We start from the raw sequence: 23,358 nt of genomic DNA, 5'->3' as shown, positions 1-23,358 counted from the left end.
TCATCAGTCTTTATTATCTAGAGGACTGATCAGCTACCTGATAGCGACCATAGATAGCCGCCACCATAGATAGCCGTCATAGCAGTCGAACACAGCAACCGCTTCGTCATCAACAATGAACACAGAAGCTGGCCAACCTGAACAGGTTCATGCAAAATGTTCAAAACAGCCATGAGCCGAAATACTCCAGAAGGAACGCTGAGTGCTATGCTGCATGACGCCACAGCACTCCTGCAAAGAGAACCTCAGTGAACGACAGCAATCAACCCATCCTTTACTCTTTTCGTCGATGCCCTTACGCCATGCGTGCCAGACTGGCACTGACTTACTCAGGCATCGCTCTTGAGCACAGAGAGATATTGCTGAGAAACAAACCTCAGGCGATGCTCAGTGTCTCACCTAAAGGCACTGCCCTGCAACAGACATCATGGCCTCAGACGTAGCCGATCATCGAGATCGACAGGTGGGTATACGAGTCCGCATCTATACTGATATCTCATTTATTTCTGAGGCTGAGAGAATGCAAGAGGATATAGTACCCGTTGATCTTCAGACGAATAAAAACAGTCATTTTGAGGTTTTAAATGATAAAAATATTTTCAGCCATTTTAAAACTGCAAGCAGAACAAGAAAACTGAATATTGTCTCCAAACATTTAAAATTATCCAGGCATATTTCCTTTATTTTTTCTCTATCCTTCTTTCAGATATTAAGTTTTAATCTTTATGCTGAAGTGTTCTACACCTGTTCTACACCAAAAAGTTTTATGTGAGATCAGAATCGGATAATAGAAGTTATGTGGTAGTTCATGAATACAGACATTTTTTTAGCTTTCCAGCATGGAGTTTTTACTCTGTTGATGATTCGTTTAACGACGAGTGTTTTGTATCTCAACTAAAAAATGCCACTGAATTCGATGACTTAAGTTCTTTCAGGGTTGAATTTCTGAATGGCACTAGCGAAGACTTTCCAATGGTCATGGCACATATGCAACCCCTGTTTAGAGAGTTTCAATTCCTGGCAAAGACTACTGCATTATTTTTGTGCCTTATCTACCACCATACAAATGCTTACAGGTTTTAGATTAAGCCCGAACAAAGAAACAAAAAAATAAAAAAACGGGCTGTCAAGCCCGTTTTTTTATTTTGTCGTCAACAGCAGCTGAGCTATCTTTCAGCTACTCATAGTTCATCTTTGTCCTCAGATTTGTCCTCAGATTTGTCCTCAGATTTGTCCTCAGAAGAACTATCCGCCCGGGAAGCTATTGACTGAATGGCATCACTGACTTCCTGATGTTTTTCCTCTAACTCTTCTGTGTTGGCCTCAGTATTGTCTTCAAGCCAGGAAATTGACTCTTGAATGGTATTATCAAGAAGACTCTTGTCTTCGGCAGAGAGTTTATTGACCCAGCCGTCACTGTCATCCTTTAATTGAGAGCGGTGCGAATAAACAAGAGATTCCAACTTGTTACGGGCCTCGACCTTTTTTTGTGCCCGCTGATCCTGCTCCGAGAATTTTTCGGCATCCTGAATCATTTTTTCAATGTCCTCTTCGCTCAGCCGGCCAGTATCTTTATTAATAACGATATTGTTACTGCCACTCGATTTTTCCTGAGCTTTCACGGTCAATATGCTGTTCTCGTCTACAGAGAAAGTCACGTCTATCTGAGGAACACCTCTGGGAGCGGGTGGGATACCGGTAAGATCAAAATTACCCAACAGGTGATTGTCTTTGGTCATGGGGCGCTCCCCCTCGTAGACCTTGATAGTCACTGTAGTCTGGCGATCACTGGCGGTACTGAAGATCTGATGTTTCTTGGTGGGAATGACCGTGTTGCGGGTCAGTATTTTTGCGAAAACCCCACCTACTGTCTCAATCCCCAGAGAAAGAGGGATTACATCAAGCAGAAGTATGTCGTTGTTTGACTTATCGCCACTGAGCACCGCTCCCTGAACAGCAGCACCATAGGCGACAGCCTCGTCCGGGTTAACACTATGATTTAAAGCTTTGCCATTGAAATACTCTCTCAACAGCTCCCGAACTTTGGGGATACGGGTGGAGCCCCCGACCAGAATAATCTCATTGATATCCTGACGCTCAAGACCAGCATCTTGCAGGGCCTTCTTTACAGAAGTCAGTGTTTTTCGGAACAGATCCAAATTGAGTTCTTCAAATTTCGCCCTTGACAAGGACGCGCTGAAGTCCTTTTCATCGGCCAGTGACTCAACTTCAACCCGCACCTGATGGGTCGTTGACAAAGTACGCTTGGCCTTCTCCACCTCCCGGCGTAATTTCTGCTGGGCACGCTTGTTATGGGTCAGGTCAAGACCGTATTTTCGTTTAGCGATTTTACTAAAGTAATCCACCAGTCGCTGGTCAATGTCCTCCCCTCCCAGGTGAGTGTCGCCAGCAGTAGCCAGCACCTCAAAGACACCATTATCAATCGTCAGTATTGATACATCAAACGTGCCGCCACCAAAATCAAACACCAGTACGTTTTCTTCACCCTTGAGCCTTTTGTCTAAACCATAAGCCAATGCCGCTGCGGTGGGTTCATTAATGATACGCTCAACAGTTAACCCTGCTATTCTGCCCGCATCCTTGGTAGCCTGACGCTGAGCATCGTTGAAATAGGCAGGCACAGTGACAACCGCACGGGTGACTTTCTCCCCGAGATAATCTTCCGCAGTCGTTTTCATTTTGCCCAGCACCATTGCGCTTAACTCTTCCGGAGTAAATGAAAAATGTTCCTGAAGGGTTGTCATTTCTATTCTGGGCTGACCATTCACATTCACAACTTTGAAAGGGAAGTGCTTGATATCTGCCTGTAATTTCGGGTCATCAAAGTCGCGACCGATAATGCGCTTGACATCAAATACCGTAAGCTCCGGATTTCTGGTGGCCTGGTTCTTGGCGGCATCCCCTACAAAGCGCTCATTTTCGGGAGTCCAGCTAATAACGGATGGTGTTATTCTATTTCCCTGGTCATTGGCGATGATTTCTGTTCGCCCAGACCGACGAATACCCACGCAGGAGTAAGTGGTCCCCAGGTCAATACCGATAATGACCCCTGTCTCCTCACTTGCCTCTGAGCAGATAGATGTAAGTATTATCAGAGCAGGTAAGATCAGGGCTTTAACTAATGACTGTTGAATGAAACTCCACTCCAGCATGATCAGCACCTTTATCAATGGATTTAAGGTTAACAGTATCCCAGGCCATCAATGGGAAAATGCCTGCAAAAAGCAAACACACAATCTAACCAGACTGCCTGAACCCAATCCTTGCAATAGATGAGGAGGGCGCAAAAGGTTGCGAGTTCAGTAGAACGAGTCAGATTTTTCACTCAGGTTTTTATGAATAGTCGACCTGTTTAATCGAATTGATCGGAAAACTAGGCCATTATTTCTTGATTTTCAACCAATCCAGTTACTTTACAAACAACCTCTCAGCCGAATAATTCCTTCGTTATAAAAGCTGAAGACCTTAGCCAGAAGCCGGGCCATGGATTTCCACAATGCATCAGCCTTCTAATCCCGCTATAATCCCGCAGTTTTCACCATGAAATATGGTCAGACAGTGGCATGAACCGTTTTATATTTATTTCTTTTAGATCTTTAAAGATCATTTAACTGCATTTTTATGGCATATATAATGAGCGGCCACATTCGGGTATTGACGCTACTGACGTCTGGACAGAGCACCCCGCAGCCTGTCTGTCCCTCGAACACACTCTCGGTAGAGTCAAAATGGAACAGATGAGCGAACTGGTACTGATTATGATCAGTGCCATCCTGGTCAACAACTTTGTACTGGTACAGTTTCTGGGCCTCTGTCCGTTTATGGGTGTCTCCAACAAACTGGAGTCAGCCATGGGAATGTCTCTGGCCACCACGTTTGTACTCACTCTGGCCTCAATCTGCAGCTACCTGACTTATCAGTACCTTCTGATTCCCCTGGGTCTGGAATTTCTCAAAACCATTGCCTTTATCCTTGTCATCGCGGTAGTGGTTCAGTTTACGGAAATGGTGGTTAGAAAAGTCAGCCCTCTGCTGCACCGTGTCCTTGGCGTATTCCTGCCTTTGATCACTAGCAACTGTGCTGTTTTGGGTGTCGCTCTGCTGAACAGCAACCGATTAAACAGTTCACTGGTTGATTCCGCTACCTATGGCTTTGGTGCCGCTGCCGGTTTTTCACTGGTGCTGGTTTTGTTCTCTGCCATGCGTGAACGTATTGCTGCTGCCGATGTTCCTGCTCCTTTCAGGGGCGCTGCCATCGGAATGATCAGCGCTGGCCTGATGTCATTGGCCTTTATGGGCTTCACTGGCCTGATCAAACTGTAAGGGAGATCTGTCAAGGATTATGGAAATCGTCATTTTTGCCATTATCGCCCTTCTTGCTCTGGCACTTGTTTTTGGCGCCATACTGGGTTTTGCCAGTGTCCGCTTCAAGGTGGAAGGCAACCCTATTATTGATCAGGTGAATGAGCTGCTGCCTCAGACCCAGTGCGGTCAATGTGGCTTTCCGGGCTGTCGTCCATACGCAGAAGCGATTGTCAGTGGTGAACCCATCAACCGTTGCCCTCCAGGTGGTCAGTCCACTATCAATGCACTGGCCGATCTTTTGGATGTGGAGCCTGAACCACTGGACGAAGAGCATGGTGCCGAAAAGCCGCCCATGGTTGCCTACATCCGGGAAGATGAGTGTATTGGTTGCACCAAATGCCTACAGGCTTGCCCAGTAGATGCCATTCTGGGCGCTGCCAGGCAAATGCACACGGTCATGAAAGATGAGTGCACTGGCTGTGACCTTTGTGTTGAACCCTGCCCTGTTGACTGCATAGACATGGTAGCCATCGAAACAACCCCCCATACCTGGAGCTGGACCTTGCCCTCCAGGGAAGCAGAACCCGGTCTGATAGCCACGGATATGAGAGGACAAACCGTATGAATCTGCCTCTCAGGGATATCACTGAATCCAGGCACATGCCCGAAGTCAAAGTCAGAGTCTGGCCTCTGACGGGAGGCATTCATCCTGAGGAAAACAAGCGCCAATCTACCAGCGTGCCTATCAAGTCTGTCCCAATGCCGGATAAGTTAATTCTGCCATTGTCACAGCATGCGGGCTCTCCTGCAGAGCCTATTGTTGCTGTTGGAGACAGAGTGCTAAAAGGACAAATGATTGCCAGAGCTACCGGCTTTGTCAGCGTGCCCGTTCACGCCCCTACCTCGGGCACTGTGTCTGCAATAAGTTCAGAAGCGATACCCCATCCCTCCGGAATGCACGACGAGTGCATTACATTAATTCCGGATGGCAAAGATCAATGGTGTCAGCTCCAGCCAATCAACGATTATAAATCTGTTGAGCCATCAACTCTGGTTGAGCTTATCCGCCAGTCGGGTATTGCAGGTATGGGCGGAGCAGGCTTTCCAGCCGCAGTCAAGCTGTCACCAAGAAGCCCGATACATACACTGATTCTGAATGGCACTGAATGTGAGCCGTATATCACGGCTGATGACATGCTCATGAGAGAGCGTGCCGACAGCATTGTGACCGGCGCAGAGATTTTACAACACCTTCTCACTAGTGAACGTTGTCTGATCGGCATTGAAGACAATAAACCAGAGGCGATTGAAGCCCTCAAAAAAGCCGTTGCCCAGAGCAGCAACGGTCATCAAATAAAAGTGGTTGTCTTCCCAACCAAATACCCTTCGGGTGGCGAAAAGCAGCTGATTCAAATATTGACAGGCCTGGAAGTTCCCTCAGGAAAACTACCTTCCGATTTGGGTATTGCTGTTCAAAACGTTGGCACAGCGGTGGCTGTCTGTGATGCTGTCCAGCATGGCAAGCCGCTGATTTCCAGAATCACCACCATGACTGGCGAAGCGCTCTCAAAACCGGGCAACCTTGAAGTTCTTCTGGGAACACCTGCCAGACACCTTCTGTCCGCAGCAGGCATCAACGATCGTCAACTGGACGCATTGATTATGGGTGGCCCTATGATGGGTTTCACGCTGAACGGGCAGGATGTCCCTGTCATCAAGACCAGCAACTGTCTGATTGCCGGAACCCGTGGAGAATTCCCTCCGGCCATGCCGGCTCAGGCCTGTATTCGCTGCGGTATGTGTGCAGAAGCCTGTCCATCGTCTTTGCTACCTCAACAACTTTACTGGCATGCGAAATCAGAAAACCATGAGCAGCTGAAACATCACAACCTGTTTGACTGTATCGAATGCGGTGCTTGTTCCTACGTGTGTCCCAGCAGTATTCCACTGGTTCAATACTATCGAGCCTCCAAGGGTGAAATTCGGGCTCAGGAAGCCAGACATGCCAAAGCAGAACGCTCCAGGGTGCGCTACGAACATCGCCAGACCCGTCTTGAAAGAGAGCAGGCTGAAAAAGAAGCCAAGCGCAAGGCTAATGCAGAACGTGCTGCCAGATTGAAAGCTGAGAAGGCAGCATCAAGCAATAAAGAATCGTCTGCAGTCCCGGATCCTGTTCAGGCAGCCATTGAAAGAGCCAAGGCCAAAAAAGTGGCAGCAAGCACAACTACCAACAAACCGGCAAAAACGACACTGTCTGCAGATCAAAAAGAACTCAGGATTCAGTTATCACTGGCCAGCGCCCAGCTGAAGAAAACCCGCAGAGCCCTGACTCAGGCTCAGGAGAAGGGAGAAGGCGACATTGACAAGCTGAGTGCTGATGTCAGCATGCTGGAAGCTCAGGTAGCCAAACTGCAAAAAGAATTTGAAACGGCAGCTGTTTCAGAGCCTTCAGCCATAGAACAGCCTTCAGCTATACGACAGCAACCGAGAGCTGAAAAAAACCTTGATAACGAAGCTGCCAAAAAGTTGAAAATAGAATCCGCTATGGCTAAAGCAGCATTGAAAAAAGCGGAAAGAGCTTTGGCTACAGCCCTTGAAGAAGGCAGTTCTGAAACGGAAGCCCTCAGAGACGCAGTGGAAGAGTACCGCCAGAAAGCAGACAGCCTGACCAAAGAATTAGTTGATGCCAACACAGGAAAGCCAGCAAAATCCTCAGCAGATGACAAAAAGCTGAAAGTTGAACAGGCGATGGCCAAAGCGGCTTTGAAGAAGGCTGAGCGAGAAATGACAAAAGCTCAGGAATTGGGCTCCGATGACACTCTCTCCCTTCAGGACAAAATAGACGAATGTCGTAAAAAACTTGAACAACTGGAATCCGGAAAACCATCCGTCGCTGATAACGCAACGGGAGCGACCAGTTCGTCATACCCGGTAAAGACTGAAACCAGCGACGACCTTAAGAAATTGAAAATTGAGAACGCTATGGCCAGAGCTGCACTCAAGAAAGCCCAAAGGGCACTGGATAACGCCGAAGGCGATACCCAGGCCCTGGAAGCGGCCCTGACCAAAGCACAAACCAAAGCAGCTGAAGCAGAAAATGCTCTGGCCGCAGCAAGTTGATTCTCTCTTGATAAACAGTCGGTATTTACGATGACCCTGGTAAGGCAGACATCCCCCCATGCTCGCAGTCCCAACAGCACGCAGCAGATAATGAAATGGGTCCTACTGGCAGCAGTGCCGGGCCTGGCCATGCAGACAGTCTTTTTTGGCTGGGGAACGCTGATCAATCTCGTCTGGTGCATATTGATTGCAGTGGGCTCAGAAGCGTTGGTGCTGAAAATACGACAACGCCCCATCAGCTTCTATCTCACTGATGGTTCAGCCATTGTCACCGCCGTGTTGTTGGCTCTGGCACTGCCCCCCCTCTCGCCCTGGTGGCTAACCCTGATTGGAATTTCTTTCGCCATTATCATTGGCAAGCAACTCTACGGGGGGCTGGGTAACAATCCATTTAATCCGGCCATGCTGGGATACGTGCTGTTGCTGATTTCCTTCCCTCAGGAAATGACTCAATGGCTACCTCCGGTGGGTGCAGCAGGCCACACTGCTGTGAAAAGCTTCAGCGAGGCACTTTTCACTATTTTCCCACTCTTCGGTCACCCCATTAATATTGACGCCATCAGTATGGCAACGCCGCTGGATATTGTTCGGGAAAATACCTCCCTGACCATGAAAGAGCTCTGGTCAGAAAATCCGGCCTTCCAATATTTTGCAGGTCGTGGGTGGCTCTGGATCAACCTTGCCTATCTGTTGGGTGGCCTTTTTCTGCTCTACAAAAGGGTTTTTAGCTGGCACGCCCCGATGGGCATGCTGGCAGCTCTGCTGGTAATGTCTACCCTTTTCTGGGGCGGAGCCGGGTCTGGCAGCCACGGTTCGCCATTGTTCCACTTATTCAGTGGTGCCACCATGCTGGGTGCTTTTTTCATTATTACCGACCCCGTCAGCAGTGCTACCAGCAACAAGGGAAGGCTGATCTTTGGTGCCGGAACAGGCATTCTTGTCTATGTTATCCGCACCTGGGGCGGGTACCCTGACGGTGTCGCCTTCGCGACGCTGCTAATGAACATGGCAGCGCCCATGATTGATTACTATACCCAGCCAAGAACCTATGGTCATAAGAAGCCGAACAAGGGGCTGCCAGAGCAGCACTGAGCCAAGCAGCCCTGAGCCAAGCAGCCCTTAGTGAATGAATGTGAAATGAGTGACTCACGAATGTCCACGGATAAAGAAAGTCAAAATGACCCAAATCCATCTTCTGAACGGAAGATACCTTCTGCCGGCCTTGCCAGCAGCATCGTTCGCAACAGTCTGACACTGGGTATGTTTGCCATTCTCACCGTGGGCCTCATTGCTCTGACTTTTGTTTTCACGCAAGAGAAGATTCATGCCCAGGTTCGCGCCTTTGAAGCCAGGGCTCTGAAAGAAATTCTTCCGGATGACACACACGACAACAGCATTCTGGATGCCCGGATAGTCATCCCGGCCAATGATTTACTGGCAACCTCTACTGAAAAATATGGCTACGTAGCTTTCAAGCATCACAAGCCTGTTGCTGTCATTCTTCCCGCCATAGCTCCTGACGGCTATGCTGGAAAAATAGAGCTACTGGTGGGCATATACGCCGACGGGACTCTGGCTGGAGTAAGAGCCACCCAATACAAGGAAACGCCTGGACTCGGTGATAAAATAGACACCAAAGTGTCTGACTGGATCTTGCAGTTCCGGGGTAAGTCTCTCACAGACCCTGCCCCTGAAGACTGGGGAGTCAAGAAGGATGGCGGCCAGTTTGACCAGTTCACCGGGGCTACTATTACCCCCAGAGCTGTTGTGGGCTCCGTCTATCGAACCCTGAACTATTTTGCCTCTCACAGGGATACACTCTTTAAAGAGGGTGAAGCAGCCATGGAAACACTGGCACAGCCAAAAGTTTCGAGAAAAGGAGCAGAACAATGACGGATGATGTTGCTACTGATTCAGCGCTGCAGAAAAAATCGTTGTTCGCCGATCAATCAGCCGCCAGGATTGCCTGGAACGGGCTCTGGCATAACAACCCGGCCCTGGTCCAACTGCTGGGTCTTTGCCCCCTTCTGGGTGTATCCAACAGTGTGGTTAACGCTCTTGGGCTTGGTATTGCTACCATGCTGGTGGTCATGGGCTCAAACATAGTTGTTTCCCTTATTCGACATCAGGTGACTGATGCGATTCGCCTGCCTGTCTTTGTTATGGTCATCGCCTCTTTTACCACTTGTATCGAGCTTTTGATGCAGGCTTACACCTATGAGTTGTATAAAATTCTGGGTATTTTCATTCCCCTGATTGTCACCAACTGCATTATTTTGGGACGTGCAGATGCCTACGCCTCTAAACAGCCTGTGATTCCTGCCGCTTTTGATGGATTGATGATGGGAGCAGGCTTTGCTGCCATATTGGTTCTGCTGGGAGCACTTCGGGAACTGATTGGTCAGGGAACACTGTTCTCGGGCATGGATCTGCTTCTGGGCCCTGCCGCTCAAAACTGGTCAATTGTCGTTTTCCAGGATTACAAACAGTTTCTGTTCGCCATCCTCCCCCCGGGAGCCTTTGTCTTTATGGGGTTTCTGATTGCTATCAAAAATGTCATCGACAAAAAGCAGGAAGAAGCCAGAAAAGCTCAAGAACCGTTATCAGAGGTTGGCAGTAAACGTGTTCGAGTGACTGGAAATATCCGATGAATAAGGAAAAAAGAACCCGGATTTTTAGCCGTTTGCGGGACCAAAACCCTAACCCGACGACAGAACTGAATTACTCCTCATCCTTCGAGCTTTTGATCGCTGTGATTCTTTCAGCTCAAGCAACGGACGTTGGCGTGAACAAGGCAACGGATAAATTATTCCCGGTGGCCAATACACCCCGGACCATTTTTGATCTGGGTGTTGAAGGCCTGAAGGAATATATCAAAACTATTGGCCTGTTCAATGCCAAAGCCGAAAATGTCATTAAAACCTGTAAAATGCTGCTGGAACAGCATGACGGTGAAGTCCCTGATACCCGAGAAGCCCTGGAAGCACTACCCGGTGTGGGTAGAAAAACTGCAAACGTGGTGCTGAACACCGCTTTCAAACAGCCTGCTATGGCTGTGGACACTCACATATTCCGGGTTTCCAACCGCACCGGAATTGCTCCGGGCAAGAATGTGCTCGAAGTAGAAAAAAAACTGGTCAGACTGGTTCCCAAAGACTTTCTTCTGGACGCCCATCACTGGCTCATTCTTCATGGACGCTACGTCTGCAAAGCCAGAAAGCCTCAATGCGGCAGCTGTATTATCGAAGATTTGTGTGAATTCAAGGAAAAGATTTCCTGATCCAAGACATAGAGCCCCCTCTCGTCCTGAGCTTGTCGAAAGACTTCGACAAGCTCAAAGCCGGGAATTAGAAACGGCGATAACCTCCGTTAATAAAGGAAACAACGACTGCGGAAACAACAACATACAAAACACCGCCAGAAGGAATAGCTGAAACATAAGAAACAGCGGATGAAGCATCAACAGGATTGCATTCATCAGAATAACTTGCCGGATAGTAACCATGATCGCCAATATAGGACTGAATACTGGGTAACAGCATAAACGCTGTAAAGGTTTCAGCGGCTTTGTTGTTAGCAGCGTTACGGAGTATCACCATCTGCTGCTTGAGACGGTGAAAATCAGTGTCTTTTAACAGGGACACTTCATCGACTTCGGGGTAACCGTGCTTTACGTCATGAGTATCCGCGGAGTGATCATCATCTCCGTGAAACACTAACGAGGCCGGGAGCAAGGCAAATACCTCCGTTTTATTCTTGCTGTTATCCCAGACATCATGAGCGCTGTCTTCGATCTTGATTCTCCCCGTTTCATTAAGGGAATAGTACAACCCTGTAGAGTCAAGCAGCGCTTTTGCCCTCTTGCCATAGGGAGAATCCTGAGGATCCGGAATATAGACGTCCTGACCGCTATGCTTGGCCATAAATTCACTCAACTCCTTCACCGATATTGTCTCTTTTCCATGACCGTGACCATGATCATCGGTCTGGTTACCCATCTTGTGCAGGAATGCAAGTCGGCCAAAGGCAAAGGTTTTCCGTGAATCTTTCTTGATTCTACCCAGTTGCTCCAGCGTGGCCGGATGGGTTTCATCTGCGCTGAGAAAGACGTCAAAGTTTTCACCATTCACAATACGGCCGAACAGGTCATCACTCGAACCCATCACAAGCATAAGATCAATGTCCGAATGGCGTTTTTCAAAGACTTTTTTCAATTCAACAGCGGTCGGGTAAAAGTTGGATGCAACCGCAACTTTCAGGGTGTCTGATAACACTGCGGGACTGAGAAATATCAGAGCCAGAACAAAAAAGGCGGATCGATAGACTTTTTTAAAAAAACCATGTCGTATACTAGACCTGAGAGACTGCCAATACTCTTTGAAACTCCATTTGGGGCAGCTGAATAAAGTCGGCATTAATGTAGTCATAACAACTCTATGTTTACTGGTAGATAGGGCAAAGAAGTATAGACGGTATTTATGTGATGTATTTTTTTATCGGTTTATTCTCACTCCTCATTTGGGCATTGGTAGGGTCCGCACATGCTGATGTACATGAAGTTAAAGGTATCAATGACCTGTCGTACGGTCATTTCAATGATACCAGTATTGGCAGAGCTTCTCTTGATTGTAGTCTTCGATCTTGCAACATTTGCAGGAATGGCGCCCTGCCTTGCAGCCATTTCCTTTGGAAAAGTTTGATTTAGAATAATGGTTACCTGGGACTTCGTCAGGCCTGAAGCAAATCCATAGTCAGGGGATCCGGGATTACTCGCCATGTATTCATATATGACGCTATTTTCTGAAGAAAGAGGTTGGATATGTCGATTAATGGTAAAGAGATTTTCACGCGCACTCGTCCGACCATGGGGGTCACGAATATAAACCATCTCTTTTTCTTTGTCATAACCAATCAGACTATAGGCGTGTTGGGGTTTGATTCCCGCAAATGGCCTTAGCTTCAAGGGGGCTGAAAACGCTGAGTTAATAAAAAAAGCTGCTGCTTTTTCATCATCCACAAAAGAGTTGAGTAGTTTCTTTAACCGATCCTGAGTTTCAAATTGCGGGTTGGTGTGCCCGGTAGTTGGATATATGAGTGCCCCAATGGCTAATGATGGGTGTACTCTGGCCAGCTCAGAATATTGATGATACTGGAATCGCGCCCGATCATTTCGTCTGCGTACATTACGATATCTTTTCAACATATGAGCATAAGCGGCTTCCAGCATCGCCAGCCAGCTACCGCCGTCGCGTGTTTTGGCAAAGTGTGAGTAACGCTCAACTTCTCTGAATTGAATCACTTCGCCTTTACTAATCCCGGGAAAAACAATTTCAAACGTCTGTTCATCGATGGGGTAAAAGTAATTGAATGTGAGCCTTTTTCCCGTTTCTGAGCTGACTATTGAGGCCAGCGAAGCGATCAGAACACAATCTGGAAAATACCCCTGCAGGAGATTATCCGCAGTAACACTGGTCAGACCGTGGGGAAAAAGTCGTCTATAGCCCTCGGCAAACGGTTGCCGTTCGGGCTTTGCAAGCCAGGCATCCCAGAAGATGTTGTCTTTCTCGTGGTGATACTTTGCGACTCGCCCCGACAGTTCAGCCAGCTCAATGCTCTCCCTGTTTAATGAGGCAGTGACAGGGTTTTGCCATGACTCGAAATTAACAAGGTAAAGCCTGATGGTTTGATAAAGGTCTTTGTTCAGATACGGTGCATGGTAGCCCTCAATAAGCTCATCATAAGAGAGCAAGCCATCCAAGTCTTTATCAAGTGCACCTGCCAGCTCTGGGTAGTAGCGGTGTGCCGACGGATAGCCTGGCCCCCCTCCCCCGCCAAAAACCTGGACAGAAAAAAACAGCAGACTCGTCAGTAATAAATGGTATAAGCAATCCATAGTACTTTGACTCCTCAAAAAAGCACCTTAGTAGCTCGTCAGTTATTGTGATACAACTCGCTATTAATTAGATAACAGAAGGTTCCGAAGAGTTCATATATGGGTTCGTGAAATCGACACTCTTGTTAGCAGAATCATCGTGGGCCTTTTAAAATGCTGTGAAAACTCTTTCCTTATGAGTCTGCCTGTATTGTTTTCGATAGTTTTTCAGGGCTGAGCCAGATTTCCGAAATTCAAATCAAAGTATTCCGGTTAGTAATCCTGTCAATGACTCAACAGATCACGGTTGATTTTGAAAAACCTGCTATCAACCTTCCAGAATTAAAGGGAATAAAAGCAAAAATTCATCGTTTTTTTCTGGCAAGGTCAAAACAAAGTCGTCATTAATTTAGTCATAACAACTCTATGTTTATTGGTAGATAGGGCAGAGGAGTGTAGACGGTATTTGTACGATGTATTTTTTTATCGGTTTATTCTCATTAGTCATTTGGGCATTGGTACGGCCCGCAAATACTGATGTACATGAGATTAAAGGTATCAATGACTTGTTGTACGGTCATTTCGATGATGCCGGTATTCGCGGGGCTTCTCTCAGATGTAGACTTCGACCTTGCAATATTTGAAGGAATGACACCCGGTCTTGCAGCCATTTCCTCCGGATAAGTTTGATTAAGAATAACGGTTACTTGGGACTTCGTCAGGCCTAAAGCGAATCCATAATCAGGGGAACTTGGATTACTAGCCATGTATTCATATATGACGCTATTTTCTGAAGAAAGAGGTTGGATATGTCGATTAATGGTAAAGAGATTTTCACGCGCACCAGTCTGACCATGGGGGTCACGAATATAAACAATCTCTTTTTCTTTGTCATAACCAATCAGACTATAGCTGTGTTGGGGTTTGATTCCCGCGAATGGCCTTAGCTTCAAGGGGGCTGACAACTCTGGGGCAATATAAAAAGTTGCTATTTTTTCATCATCCACAAAAGAGTTGAGTAGTTTCTTTAACCGATACTGAGTATCAAATTGCGGGTTGATGTGCCAGGAAGGCGAATTCATGAGTGCCTCAATGGCTATTGATGGGAGTACCCGGTCCAGCTCAGAATATTGATGATACTGGAATCGCACCTGATCATCTCCTCCGCGTTTGTTATAATATCTTTTCGACAGATGAGCAAAAGCGGCCTCCAGCATCGCCAGCCAGTTACCGCCGTCGCGTGTTTTGGCAAAGTGTGAGTAACGCTCAACTTCTCTGAATTGAATCACCTCACCTCTACCAATCCCGGGAAAAACAATTTCAAACGTCTGTTCATCGATGGGGTAAAAGTAATTGAATGTGAGCCTTTTTCCCGTTTCTGAGCTGACTATTGAGGTCAGCGAAGCGATCAGAACACAATCTGGAAAATACTCCTGCAGGAGATTATCCGCAGTAACACTGGTCAGACCGTGGGGAAAAAGTCGTCTATAGCCCTCGGCAAACAGTTGCCGTTCGGGCTTTGCAAGCCAGGCATCCCAGAAGATGTTGTCTTTCTCGTGGTGATACTTTGCGACTCGCCCCGACAGTTCAGCCAGCTCGATGCTCTCCCTGTTTAATGAGGCAGTGACAGGGTTTTGCCATGACTCGAAATTAACAAGGTAGAGCCTGATGGTTTGATAAAGGTCTTTGTTCAGATACGGTGCATGGTAGCCCTCAATAAGCTCATCATAAGAGAGCAAGCCATCCAAGTCTTTATCAAGTGCACCTGCCAGCTCTGGGTAGTAGCGGTATGCCGACGGATAGCCGGGTGAGAATTCCCCGCCAAAAACCTGGACAGAAAAAAATAGCAGACTCGTCAGTAATAAATGGTGTAATCGATTCATAGCACTTTGACTCCTCTGAAAAGCACCTTGAGTAGCAAGTCAGGTATTGCGATACCGCTCGTTATTAATTAGACGCCAGAAGGTTCCGAAGAGTTCATTTATAGGTCAGAGAAATGGACACCCTTGTTAGCAGAATCCGTCTGGTAAGTACTTTGCCAGTGTGCTGGTTGATAATGGGATTATCGGTATCGTCCCTGCAATGATTGAAAGAGAAAACACGTTTGGCTCTTCTATTTTGATTGTCTGGAACTAGTTGCACTTTGTGTTGTCCAAGATGACATTGACAATATTAAATTAAATTCAATTAAACTCAGAGAGGTACAAATTATGCAACCTGTTAATTCCCAATCAACACTGCAACAGAACAGCTCGATCAGGCAGGAGCTATCTGTCCAGTCAACAGAAAGCTCAGGAAGGGCTGAAAACGGAAGGGCTGTAAACAGCTGGTTTGGCGCTATCTATAACGGTTTCTTCCGCGCTATTGGCTACGGAGAAACGGGTACAGTGACTGCTGCAGCAGCGCTTTCGGAAAGGACAATCGCTTCTTCTGTCTCCGGCAGCTCCGCACACACGGGCTCCAAACTGACAGCCGATTCACAACCAGTAAGTCCGATGGAACTAACAGAGGTTTTACCTGCTCTGGCAGAGGCCATAGATGCAAAAGATGCCGCCCGGGTAAAATCATTGCTGGCATCGCTGAAACTGTCATCTCCGGATCAAGCTGCGCAATTAGCCAAAGATAACCTTAAAACCATTTTGCAGGATAATTATCCATCTATTCGTAAAATACCCGAAAAAGAGTACGTAAAGCTGAAAAAGCTTATCGACTCTTTGGTGACCAGCTGTGGCAATGGTGGTAATGCACTGGCGAATTCAGCTCTGAATCTTTTTGTCGTCCGGGGAGATTTGCCACATGCCCAGTATTTTAAAAATAAACATCAGGCAACTCTGGAAGCAAATCATTTTCAGGTAGCCCTCGCTAAACTGGTCCAGAATGAAGCGCCATACACTAAACATACCGACGAACCTCACGGACACTACTTTCATGACCACGGCAAAGCGATACTGGCCCTGGCAAATATGCAAGATCATCAAACCATGGAGATTGCCAGGAAAACGCTCGCTGACGGGCTGGAAAAATGCCTGGGAGACTCCAAATGGCTGCGAAAACTGGACGAAAGAGATTTTGAGGATATTGGGAAGTGTTTTATGGAATTTTTCAAATTCGGCATCAAGGATGCAGAGCTGGCTTACTCCCTCCTGAATCTCTTGGTTACCAGGGGTCATTTCACTTGGGCGGAGAAATGGGCGAATGAATGGGATAAAGAAATTGCATCGGTCAGTATCCGCCTTAACGACAAGGATCTTTGCAAAGCCCTCAGGGATCCATTTTACCGGGGCTCTGTCGTGAAACTGCTAGAACAGGGATATCCCGGGGCAGCTGACCATCAGATAATTAAAGACACCGTTCTGGATATTTTGCAACAAACTCTGGTCGATGTTGATCGCATGGAACCTCACAAGATTGTAGGTTTCGAGAGTTTCATCCGGTGTTATACCTGTCTGCTTTCCGGACCGGTCAAAGACAAATTGTTCCTGCTCAACCCGCTCATTGACTTTTGTGTTCGTGCGGAAAGAATTGAACTGGCAGAAAGGCTGAAAACAATTTTTAAGGTGTGTTACCTTGAGCCACAGGCCTTCGAGAATGCTTGTGAAAAACTGGAGCAGTCTTCAACCGATGAATTACAGAAATCAATGACGCTAAAAGCGTTATCGGATCTGGCCGACCCTACCAAGATCAAGATCGATTAAGCCTTTGGTCTTGATCTTGGGCTGAGCCAATGTCTTGTTGATAGCCAGGGCAACAAAACTGAAAACCCTGGTATTCCGGAGACTTTATTGGCTCGGCTGGCAAGTTCATGACGTGGTACAATCACCGTTCCAAGTGAAAAACTGTAAACCATAGAACAGACAAACCGCACATGACCCCCACGATTGAACTTGCCATAGATCTGATTCAGCGTCCCTCCGTCACTCCCGAAGATGAGGGCTGTCAGGATCTGATGATCAGCCGCCTGGAACCACTGGGTTTCAAAGTAGAGAAACTGCGGTTTGGCGACGTCGAAAACATCTGGCTTCGCAGGGGAGACACTGCGCCGGTACTGGCATTTGCCGGTCATACCGACGTTGTCCCCACGGGTCCTGTAGAAAAGTGGGATAACCCTCCCTTTTCTCCCTTTGTCGATGAAAAAGGCATGTTGCAGGGACGTGGTTCAGCCGATATGAAAGGCAGTCTGGCTGCCATGGTGACAGCCTGTGAGACTTTTGTTGCTGGAAACCCTGACCATAAAGGCTCTATCGCTTTCCTGATTACCAGCGATGAAGAGGGCCCTGCCCGGCATGGAACCGTAAAAGTCATTGAGTACCTGGAAGCCCGTAACGAAAAGATAGACTGGTGCATCGTAGGCGAACCCTCCAGCACCCATCAGGTGGGCGATATCATCAAAAATGGACGCCGCGGCTCAATGCACGGTCACTTGGTAATTCATGGTATTCAAGGACACGTCGCTTACCCACATCTGGCGAGAAACCCGGTTCATGAAGTGGCATTGGCGCTATCAGAGTTGACTGGCGAAGAGTGGGACCAGGGTAATGAGTTCTTCCCGCCCACCAGCTTCCAGATCTGGCATATTCATGCCGGAGAAGGTGCCAGCAATGTGATTCCCGGAAAGTGCGAAGTCAACTTTAACTTCCGTTTTTCTCCCGAAGTCACTGATAAAGCGCTGCAAGAAAGAGTGCTGGCCATTCTGGATAGACATGACCTTGAATACGATATTGAATGGCATGTCAGCGGCCAGCCATTCCTTACCCGCCCCGGTGCACTGGTAAATGCCGCCAAAGCATCCATCAAAGCTGAAACCGGCCTGGATGCTGAGCTGTCGACCTCCGGTGGTACCTCCGATGGCCGCTTCATAGCGCCAACCGGTGCCCAGGTGGTTGAGCTGGGGCCGGTCAATAAAACCATCCATAAAGTAAATGAATGCATCAAAGCCGGTGACCTTAATCATCTCGACAGGATTTATCAGGGCATCCTGAAGCGACTCCTGACGTAAATTTATGCTCCATTTATAACGCTATAACCCTCTATGAATAACATTGAAGATATTGAAATCTATGCCAAAGACCTGAGCCTGGAGATGATCCGGAAATGGCTCAGAGCTCATTTTGATACTCTTGAAGTGCTGAGTAGCGGCAAGAAAGTTCACGACTTTCTGCTGCATGGCGAGGAAGGATCAGCGCCCGTCATGATTGTTGAGGGCGCTGTTGGCAAAGCCTGGACCAGCATCTGGTTCAAAGCCAATAAAACCCCATGGAGTGATGACATGGCCTGTGCCAGAAGCCTGAACCAGTTTGCCAAATGCCGGGTGAGAGCCAATGCGGCCCCCTGGTCAGACGGTGAAGATATGGATGAATGGTGGCAGATGACGGAAACAGGTGAAGAAAGCACAGTTTCCTGGCCAAATGCCCTCTGACATCTTATTGCCGCCAGAGAAGCTACTCAGCATCTCTGGTTTTTACCCATGGCTTTCCCTGTCAGGAAAGAATAATTGCCTTACGGGCGTGCTTTCGATCCGGCAAATATACACTTTCTTCTTTGCGCCACTGCCTCTATTCAAGCTAGAATCCACCGGTAGCCATTTACCCTCTTGATTTCAGGCCGCAGCCAGCCCAATGCACAAACCCAATACTCTCAGTCGCGTTTTGTTTCATAGCTTGAGAAAGCTGTTATTCATCTGGGTCAGAACAACAGTTCATAACAACACTACAGAAAGTCTTGGGATTCAACCAGACAAGACTGTCTGCTACGTACTTCGTAACCGCTCCCTGTCTGATCTGATGGTGGTTGAGCAGGAGTGTCGAAAAGCCGGTCTTCCTCGTCCCTATGCGTTTATTCACAAAGAGTGCAAGAACGGTGATCAAGCCTATTTTTACCTGACTCAACAACGAGGTGTTTTGCTTCAGCGAGAGCATCCGGAAACGGCAGATACACTGGCAAACCTGCTCAAGGAAACCGAGGAGCATCCCGACCGGGACGTACAGTTGGTTCCTGTTAGTATTTTCTGGGGACGGGCTCCGGATAAAGAGCAGTCCGCCCTGAAACTCCTTTTTGACTGGAACTTCAGTCTGGGAGGGCGCTTCAGAAAGTTTATGGCCATCCTGCTTCATGGCAGACAGACCATGGTTCACTTTAACCCGGCCATGTCCCTGAGAGACATGGTGGATGAAGGTCAGGAACATACCCGCACACTACGCAAGGTGGGTCGAATTCTCAGGGTACACTTTCGTCAGCTCAGGGAGTCTGTCATTGGTCCTGATCTCTCTCACCGGAGAATACTGGTCAATGGTCTGCTCCATACTCCACAGATTCGCAAAGCCATAGAGACCGAAGCCGCCGCCCAGGAAATTACCCTGATTGAGGCTGAAAACAAGGCTCGGCAGTACGCCAATGAAATCGCATCTGACTATTCTTATCCGGTCCTCAGATTCCTGGATATTCTATTGACCTGGTTCTGGAACAAACTCTACGACGGCCTGTCGATCAATAACATTGAACCGATCAAAGCACTTTCCCGGAAGCACAGTATTGTATACGTGCCCTGTCACCGCAGCCATATCGACTACCTGCTGCTTTCCTATGCTCTTTACTATGAGGGACTGACGCCTCCCCATATTGCTGCCGGTATCAACCTGAATATGCCCATCGTGGGTACCATTCTCCGTAAAGGTGGGGCTTTCTTCATGAGAAGAACCTTCAGAGGCAACCCCCTTTACAGTGCCGTCTTTCATGAATACATGCATACCCTGTCCAGTCGCGGATTCCCCATTGAATATTTTGTTGAGGGCGGCCGCTCCAGAACCGGTCGGACTCTGAACCCGAAAACCGGCATGCTCTCTATCAGCATGAGAAGCTACCTTAGAGATAATCGCAAGCCCATAGTGTTTGTGCCGGTTTATATTGGTTATGAGAAGTTGCTGGAAGTCAGCACTTACATGAGTGAACTAAGGGGCAAAAGTAAGAAAAAAGAGTCCCCTCTGGACGTTGTGCGAACACTGGCAGCATTGAAGGATCAGTTTGGCAAAGCCTGGATCAACTTTGGCAACCCTGTCAGCATGGGTGAATTCATGGATAAGGAAGTTCCTCAATGGCAGGAAGATCAGTCTGAAGGCTTTAAACCAAAGTGGTTAAAGCAAGCGACCAATACTCTGGCATTCAAAATTGCCAGCGAGATCAACTCAGCTGCTGTCATCAACCCGGTTAACCTGGTCGCCATGGCCCTGCTTTCATCGCCTCGTCATGCCCTGGGTGAACAGGAGTTGGTATTGCTGATAGAGATCTATCAGCGGCTGCTCAGCAAATCCCCCTACAGCGACAAGACCGTTATTACTGATATGGATGGCTATGGCGTCATCCGCTATGCGGAGAAGCTGGATTTACTCAATAAATTCAGTGATTCTCTGGGTGATGTCTACAGCCTTGACGAAAAGACCGCTGTCATGATGACCTATTACCGGAATAACGTACTGCATATGTTTGCCGTGCCTTCCCTGCTCAGTTGTCTGTTTATTAATAACAGCGCCATGACGCAGAGAGAAATTTTCCGGGTCTGCTCCATTTTGTACCCTTATCTTAAATCTGAACTCTTTCTGAAGTGGAGCAAAAGAAGTTTCCTGAAAGTGGTCGTCAAATGGCTGGAAACATTGGAAAGCGAAGGCCTGATTATCAGCGACCATGACGGCTACTACCGTCAGCCTGAGTACAGTTCAGCTCAGTTTGTCACTCTGACAGTGCTTTCCCGTGCCATTGCCCAGACGCTCGAGCGCTTTTTCATGGTCATCAGCCTGCTGATCAGTAATGACAATGGCAACATTAAACAGGAGACACTGGAAAACCAGAGTCGAGTCCTGGCTCAGAGGCTGTCCATTATCCACGGGTTGAATGCTCCCGAGTTCTTTGACAAAGCTCTGTTCAAAAACTTTATCGAGCAATTACGGCTCAATAACGTAGTGGAGATTACCCAGACTAACAAACTCAACTTTGGCGATGAAGTCAAAATGGTCGCCGATGAAGCCTTCAAGGTTCTGACCAGCGAAGTCCGCCACAGCATACTGCAAACCACCAAAACACAACCTACTCCTATCAAAGAGCATTAACTCACTGCCGTTACAGCGCCCGTGCAGACGCCATCTTTCACCATCGGATTTAGCGGATATTGAAAGATGGCGGTCGCTGGATACTTAATTCACAACCTTTACTCAAATGCCTTAAGAGCATGGATATCGTACCTGCATGCCTTCCCTTGCAGTTTGTAGGTGGGCGAAGCATTGCCCAATTCCGGTGATAGCCTGGGCCTTTTAATCACTACCCGGTATCGGGCCAGTTTCAGCGCAGGCTCAAGCAGCTCATCTGCATCAGGATCACCCGATAATAACGCCTGAAAGATTTTCATTTCCTTTTTAACTTGTGCCGATTTCCCTTTATGCGGAAACATGGGGTCCAGATAGACGACATCGAACTGTTTTCCAGCGGACATACTCGACTCCATTGCACGACGACTGTCTTGTTTAATCAACAGCATACGTCCGGCAATCTCCGAGACCTCCCGATCTTCCATCGCCCTTCTGATACCGTCTTCCAGCAAAGCGGCGATGACGGGAGAACGCTCAATGATGGTCACCTTGCAACCCAGCGAGGCCAGCACGAATGCGTCTCGACCAAGCCCTCCTGTGGCATCCAGCACATGAGGTTTGACACCTTTATTCAAGCCCACCGCTTTGGCTATATCCTGGCTTTTCCCGCCGCCGAACTTTCTTCTATGGCCCGCCTTGCCACCCACAAAGTCAACACTGATGGGGTTTTCCTTGCCATTAGCCCGCTTCAGGGAAAGACGATCATCTTCAAAACCAAGAAGAAGTTGATCTTCCTCACAGCCAGCTGGATTCATAATAAGACAGGTTTCATCCATTGCACGAAGCAGCGTATCAAGATAGGCCTGCTTATCAGGATCCGGATGATTTTGTACTACGACAGAACTGGCCATTCGCCTTTTGCTCACAACATGTTGAGGTAGGTTGAATTTTATCACTGGGGAAGCATTTGAAAACCTCGAATCACTTCTCCCGGGAGCCCGTCGGAAGCAGTCTTTAGAGCATGAATTTCAGTAAAGAGAGCCCAGCCTCTTGCCTTCTTGCCTTCTTGCCTTCTTGCCTTCTTGCCTTCTTGCCTTCTTGCCATGAGTTTGAAAGGCCGCCAGACCCATTTTTTGAAACTGCAAACCACAAACAAAAACAGCAGATTCATGGTCTGCTGTTTTTATTTGTGGTTTAGACATTCATTCCAGCATCAATCAGGCTGAGCTACCATCCTCAGGTAAGGCTTCAGTGTCATCCAACCTTCCGGGAATTGCTTTCTGGCTTCTTCTTCCGTAACCGAAGGTGGAATGATCACATCCTCACCAGGCTGCCAATTCACTGGCGTAGCCACGCTGCAACGGCTGGTTAGCTGAATAGAATCCAGTGAGCGAAGGATCTCATCAAAATTTCTGCCAGTGGTCATTGGATAGGTCATCATCAGTTTAATCTGCTTGTCAGGCCCAATGATAAACACGGTTCTTACCGTAGCATTGGTGGCAGCTGTTCTCCCTTCTGAGGTATCTCCAGCGTCAGCAGGCAACATATTGTATAGCTTCGCTACGTTAAGGTCCGTATCGCCAATCATTGGGTACTGGGGCAGGTACCCCTGGGTTTCCTCAATGTCTCTGGCCCAGCGTTCATGATCATCAACAGGATCCACACTCAGGCCAATGAGCTTACAATTGCGTCTTTCGAACTCTGGTTGCAGTCGAGCCATATAGCCAAGCTCTGTCGTACAAACGGGTGTAAAGTCTTTTGGATGGGAGAATAAGATGGCCCAGGAATCACCTATCCAGTCATGAAAGTGGATGGAGCCTTGGGTAGTTTGAGCCGCAAAATCAGGGGCAACGTCATTAATTCTCAGAGTCATGTCAATTCCTCAGGGAGCAATCTCGGGTCATGAGTCGATGTCTCAGCGCTGTCGATGAAAAAATGTTCTCATTATGATCAGTCTGAAACAGACACA

At 47.8% G+C, this 23,358-nt stretch carries 20 protein-coding genes; 13 read left to right on the top strand and 7 right to left on the bottom strand.

Annotated elements, in window-relative coordinates:
- The first annotated feature begins 248 nt into the window (after positions 1 to 248).
- Both KBW69_RS04650 and KBW69_RS04645 read left to right on the top strand, forming a co-directional pair.
- Entirely contained in the window at positions 249 to 443 is a 195-nt protein-coding gene (locus KBW69_RS04650) for a glutathione S-transferase N-terminal domain-containing protein (protein WP_368736425.1), read from the top strand.
- A complete protein-coding gene (locus tag KBW69_RS04645) occupies positions 428 to 772 on the top strand; it encodes a hypothetical protein (protein WP_257280091.1) in 345 nt (114 codons plus the stop codon). Before KBW69_RS04650 ends, KBW69_RS04645 begins: the two co-directional genes overlap by 16 nt.
- A 409-nt stretch (positions 773 to 1,181) precedes the next feature.
- Here KBW69_RS04645 and dnaK read toward each other — a convergent pair whose 3' ends face one another.
- Positions 1,182 to 3,173 carry a molecular chaperone DnaK gene (gene dnaK, locus KBW69_RS04640; RefSeq protein ID WP_257252438.1) on the bottom strand — a complete coding sequence of 664 codons (1,992 nt, stop codon included), beginning with the start codon at positions 3,171 to 3,173 and terminating at the stop codon, positions 1,182 to 1,184.
- Positions 3,174 to 3,758: 585 nt separating this feature from the next.
- Here dnaK and rsxA point away from each other — a divergent pair.
- Genes rsxA through nth form a run of 7 tightly spaced genes read left to right on the top strand, consistent with a single transcriptional unit; the run spans position 3,759 to position 10,725 of the window.
- Positions 3,759 to 4,343 carry an electron transport complex subunit RsxA gene (gene rsxA / locus KBW69_RS04635; RefSeq protein WP_257280090.1) on the top strand — a complete coding sequence of 195 codons (585 nt, stop codon included), beginning with the start codon at positions 3,759 to 3,761 and terminating at the stop codon, positions 4,341 to 4,343.
- Between the two features lie 19 nt (positions 4,344 to 4,362).
- A complete protein-coding gene (gene rsxB, locus KBW69_RS04630) occupies positions 4,363 to 4,950 on the top strand; it encodes an electron transport complex subunit RsxB (RefSeq protein ID WP_257280089.1) in 588 nt (195 codons plus the stop codon).
- On the top strand, positions 4,947 to 7,445 hold the full coding sequence (gene rsxC / locus KBW69_RS04625) for an electron transport complex subunit RsxC (protein WP_257280088.1): 2,499 nt from the start codon (positions 4,947 to 4,949) through the stop codon (positions 7,443 to 7,445). Before rsxB ends, rsxC begins: the two co-directional genes overlap by 4 nt.
- A gap of 30 nt (positions 7,446 to 7,475) precedes the next feature.
- A complete protein-coding gene (gene rsxD, locus KBW69_RS04620; protein ID WP_257280087.1) occupies positions 7,476 to 8,537 on the top strand; it encodes an electron transport complex subunit RsxD in 1,062 nt (353 codons plus the stop codon).
- A 60-nt stretch (positions 8,538 to 8,597) separates the two neighbouring features.
- A complete protein-coding gene (rsxG, locus tag KBW69_RS04615) occupies positions 8,598 to 9,338 on the top strand; it encodes an electron transport complex subunit RsxG (protein WP_257280086.1) in 741 nt (246 codons plus the stop codon).
- Positions 9,335 to 10,096, top strand: coding sequence for an electron transport complex subunit E (locus KBW69_RS04610; RefSeq protein ID WP_257254401.1), 762 nt, complete (start codon positions 9,335 to 9,337; stop codon positions 10,094 to 10,096). Before rsxG ends, KBW69_RS04610 begins: the two co-directional genes overlap by 4 nt.
- Positions 10,093 to 10,725, top strand: a complete 633-nt coding sequence (nth, locus tag KBW69_RS04605) for an endonuclease III (RefSeq protein WP_257254402.1) — start codon at positions 10,093 to 10,095, stop codon at positions 10,723 to 10,725. Before KBW69_RS04610 ends, nth begins: the two co-directional genes overlap by 4 nt.
- A 67-nt stretch (positions 10,726 to 10,792) precedes the next feature.
- Here the strand turns inward: nth and KBW69_RS04600 are convergent, their stop codons facing one another.
- The 3 genes from KBW69_RS04600 to KBW69_RS04590 all read right to left on the bottom strand — a co-directional run bounded on the left by KBW69_RS04600 (position 10,793) and on the right by KBW69_RS04590 (position 15,200).
- Positions 10,793 to 11,719 (bottom strand): substrate-binding domain-containing protein, encoded by a 927-nt coding sequence (locus tag KBW69_RS04600; RefSeq protein WP_257280085.1) that lies wholly within the window; start codon positions 11,717 to 11,719, stop codon positions 10,793 to 10,795.
- A gap of 233 nt (positions 11,720 to 11,952) precedes the next feature.
- Positions 11,953 to 13,338 carry a hypothetical protein gene (locus KBW69_RS04595; RefSeq protein WP_257280084.1) on the bottom strand — a complete coding sequence of 462 codons (1,386 nt, stop codon included), beginning with the start codon at positions 13,336 to 13,338 and terminating at the stop codon, positions 11,953 to 11,955.
- Positions 13,339 to 13,817: 479 nt separating this feature from the next.
- Positions 13,818 to 15,200, bottom strand: coding sequence for a hypothetical protein (locus KBW69_RS04590; protein ID WP_257280083.1), 1,383 nt, complete (start codon positions 15,198 to 15,200; stop codon positions 13,818 to 13,820).
- A 327-nt stretch (positions 15,201 to 15,527) separates the two neighbouring features.
- Between KBW69_RS04590 and KBW69_RS04585 the strand changes: the two genes are divergently transcribed.
- The 4 genes from KBW69_RS04585 to plsB all read left to right on the top strand — a co-directional run bounded on the left by KBW69_RS04585 (position 15,528) and on the right by plsB (position 21,413).
- Positions 15,528 to 17,012, top strand: coding sequence for a hypothetical protein (locus KBW69_RS04585; protein WP_257254532.1), 1,485 nt, complete (start codon positions 15,528 to 15,530; stop codon positions 17,010 to 17,012).
- Positions 17,013 to 17,182: 170 nt separating this feature from the next.
- On the top strand, positions 17,183 to 18,313 hold the full coding sequence (dapE, locus tag KBW69_RS04580) for a succinyl-diaminopimelate desuccinylase (RefSeq protein ID WP_257254533.1): 1,131 nt from the start codon (positions 17,183 to 17,185) through the stop codon (positions 18,311 to 18,313).
- 33 nt (positions 18,314 to 18,346) lie between these two features.
- Positions 18,347 to 18,733: a hypothetical protein gene (locus KBW69_RS04575; RefSeq protein ID WP_257254534.1), complete on the top strand. Its 387-nt coding sequence runs from the start codon at positions 18,347 to 18,349 to the stop codon at positions 18,731 to 18,733.
- A gap of 199 nt (positions 18,734 to 18,932) precedes the next feature.
- The gene (gene plsB / locus KBW69_RS04570; protein ID WP_257275428.1) at positions 18,933 to 21,413 is read left to right on the top strand and encodes a glycerol-3-phosphate 1-O-acyltransferase PlsB; all 2,481 of its coding nucleotides are present in this window, start codon (positions 18,933 to 18,935) and stop codon (positions 21,411 to 21,413) included.
- A gap of 98 nt (positions 21,414 to 21,511) precedes the next feature.
- Here plsB and KBW69_RS04565 read toward each other — a convergent pair whose 3' ends face one another.
- From KBW69_RS04565 to KBW69_RS04555, 3 genes are all read right to left on the bottom strand, one after another.
- The gene (locus KBW69_RS04565; RefSeq protein ID WP_257255439.1) at positions 21,512 to 22,300 is read right to left on the bottom strand and encodes a class I SAM-dependent methyltransferase; all 789 of its coding nucleotides are present in this window, start codon (positions 22,298 to 22,300) and stop codon (positions 21,512 to 21,514) included.
- Positions 22,301 to 22,417: 117 nt separating this feature from the next.
- Complete coding sequence (locus KBW69_RS04560) at positions 22,418 to 22,591, bottom strand: hypothetical protein (RefSeq protein WP_257280082.1); 174 nt, start codon at positions 22,589 to 22,591, stop codon at positions 22,418 to 22,420.
- Between the two features lie 11 nt (positions 22,592 to 22,602).
- Positions 22,603 to 23,262 carry a peroxiredoxin gene (locus KBW69_RS04555; protein ID WP_257255441.1) on the bottom strand — a complete coding sequence of 220 codons (660 nt, stop codon included), beginning with the start codon at positions 23,260 to 23,262 and terminating at the stop codon, positions 22,603 to 22,605.
- Positions 23,263 to 23,358: the final 96 nt, after the last annotated feature.

The organism is Endozoicomonas sp. ISHI1 (genome assembly GCF_024606225.1).
Taxonomy (GTDB): domain Bacteria; phylum Pseudomonadota; class Gammaproteobacteria; order Pseudomonadales; family Endozoicomonadaceae; genus Endozoicomonas_A.
Note: the sequence above shows the minus strand (reverse complement) of the source record. Positions and strands in the feature narration are given on the sequence as shown.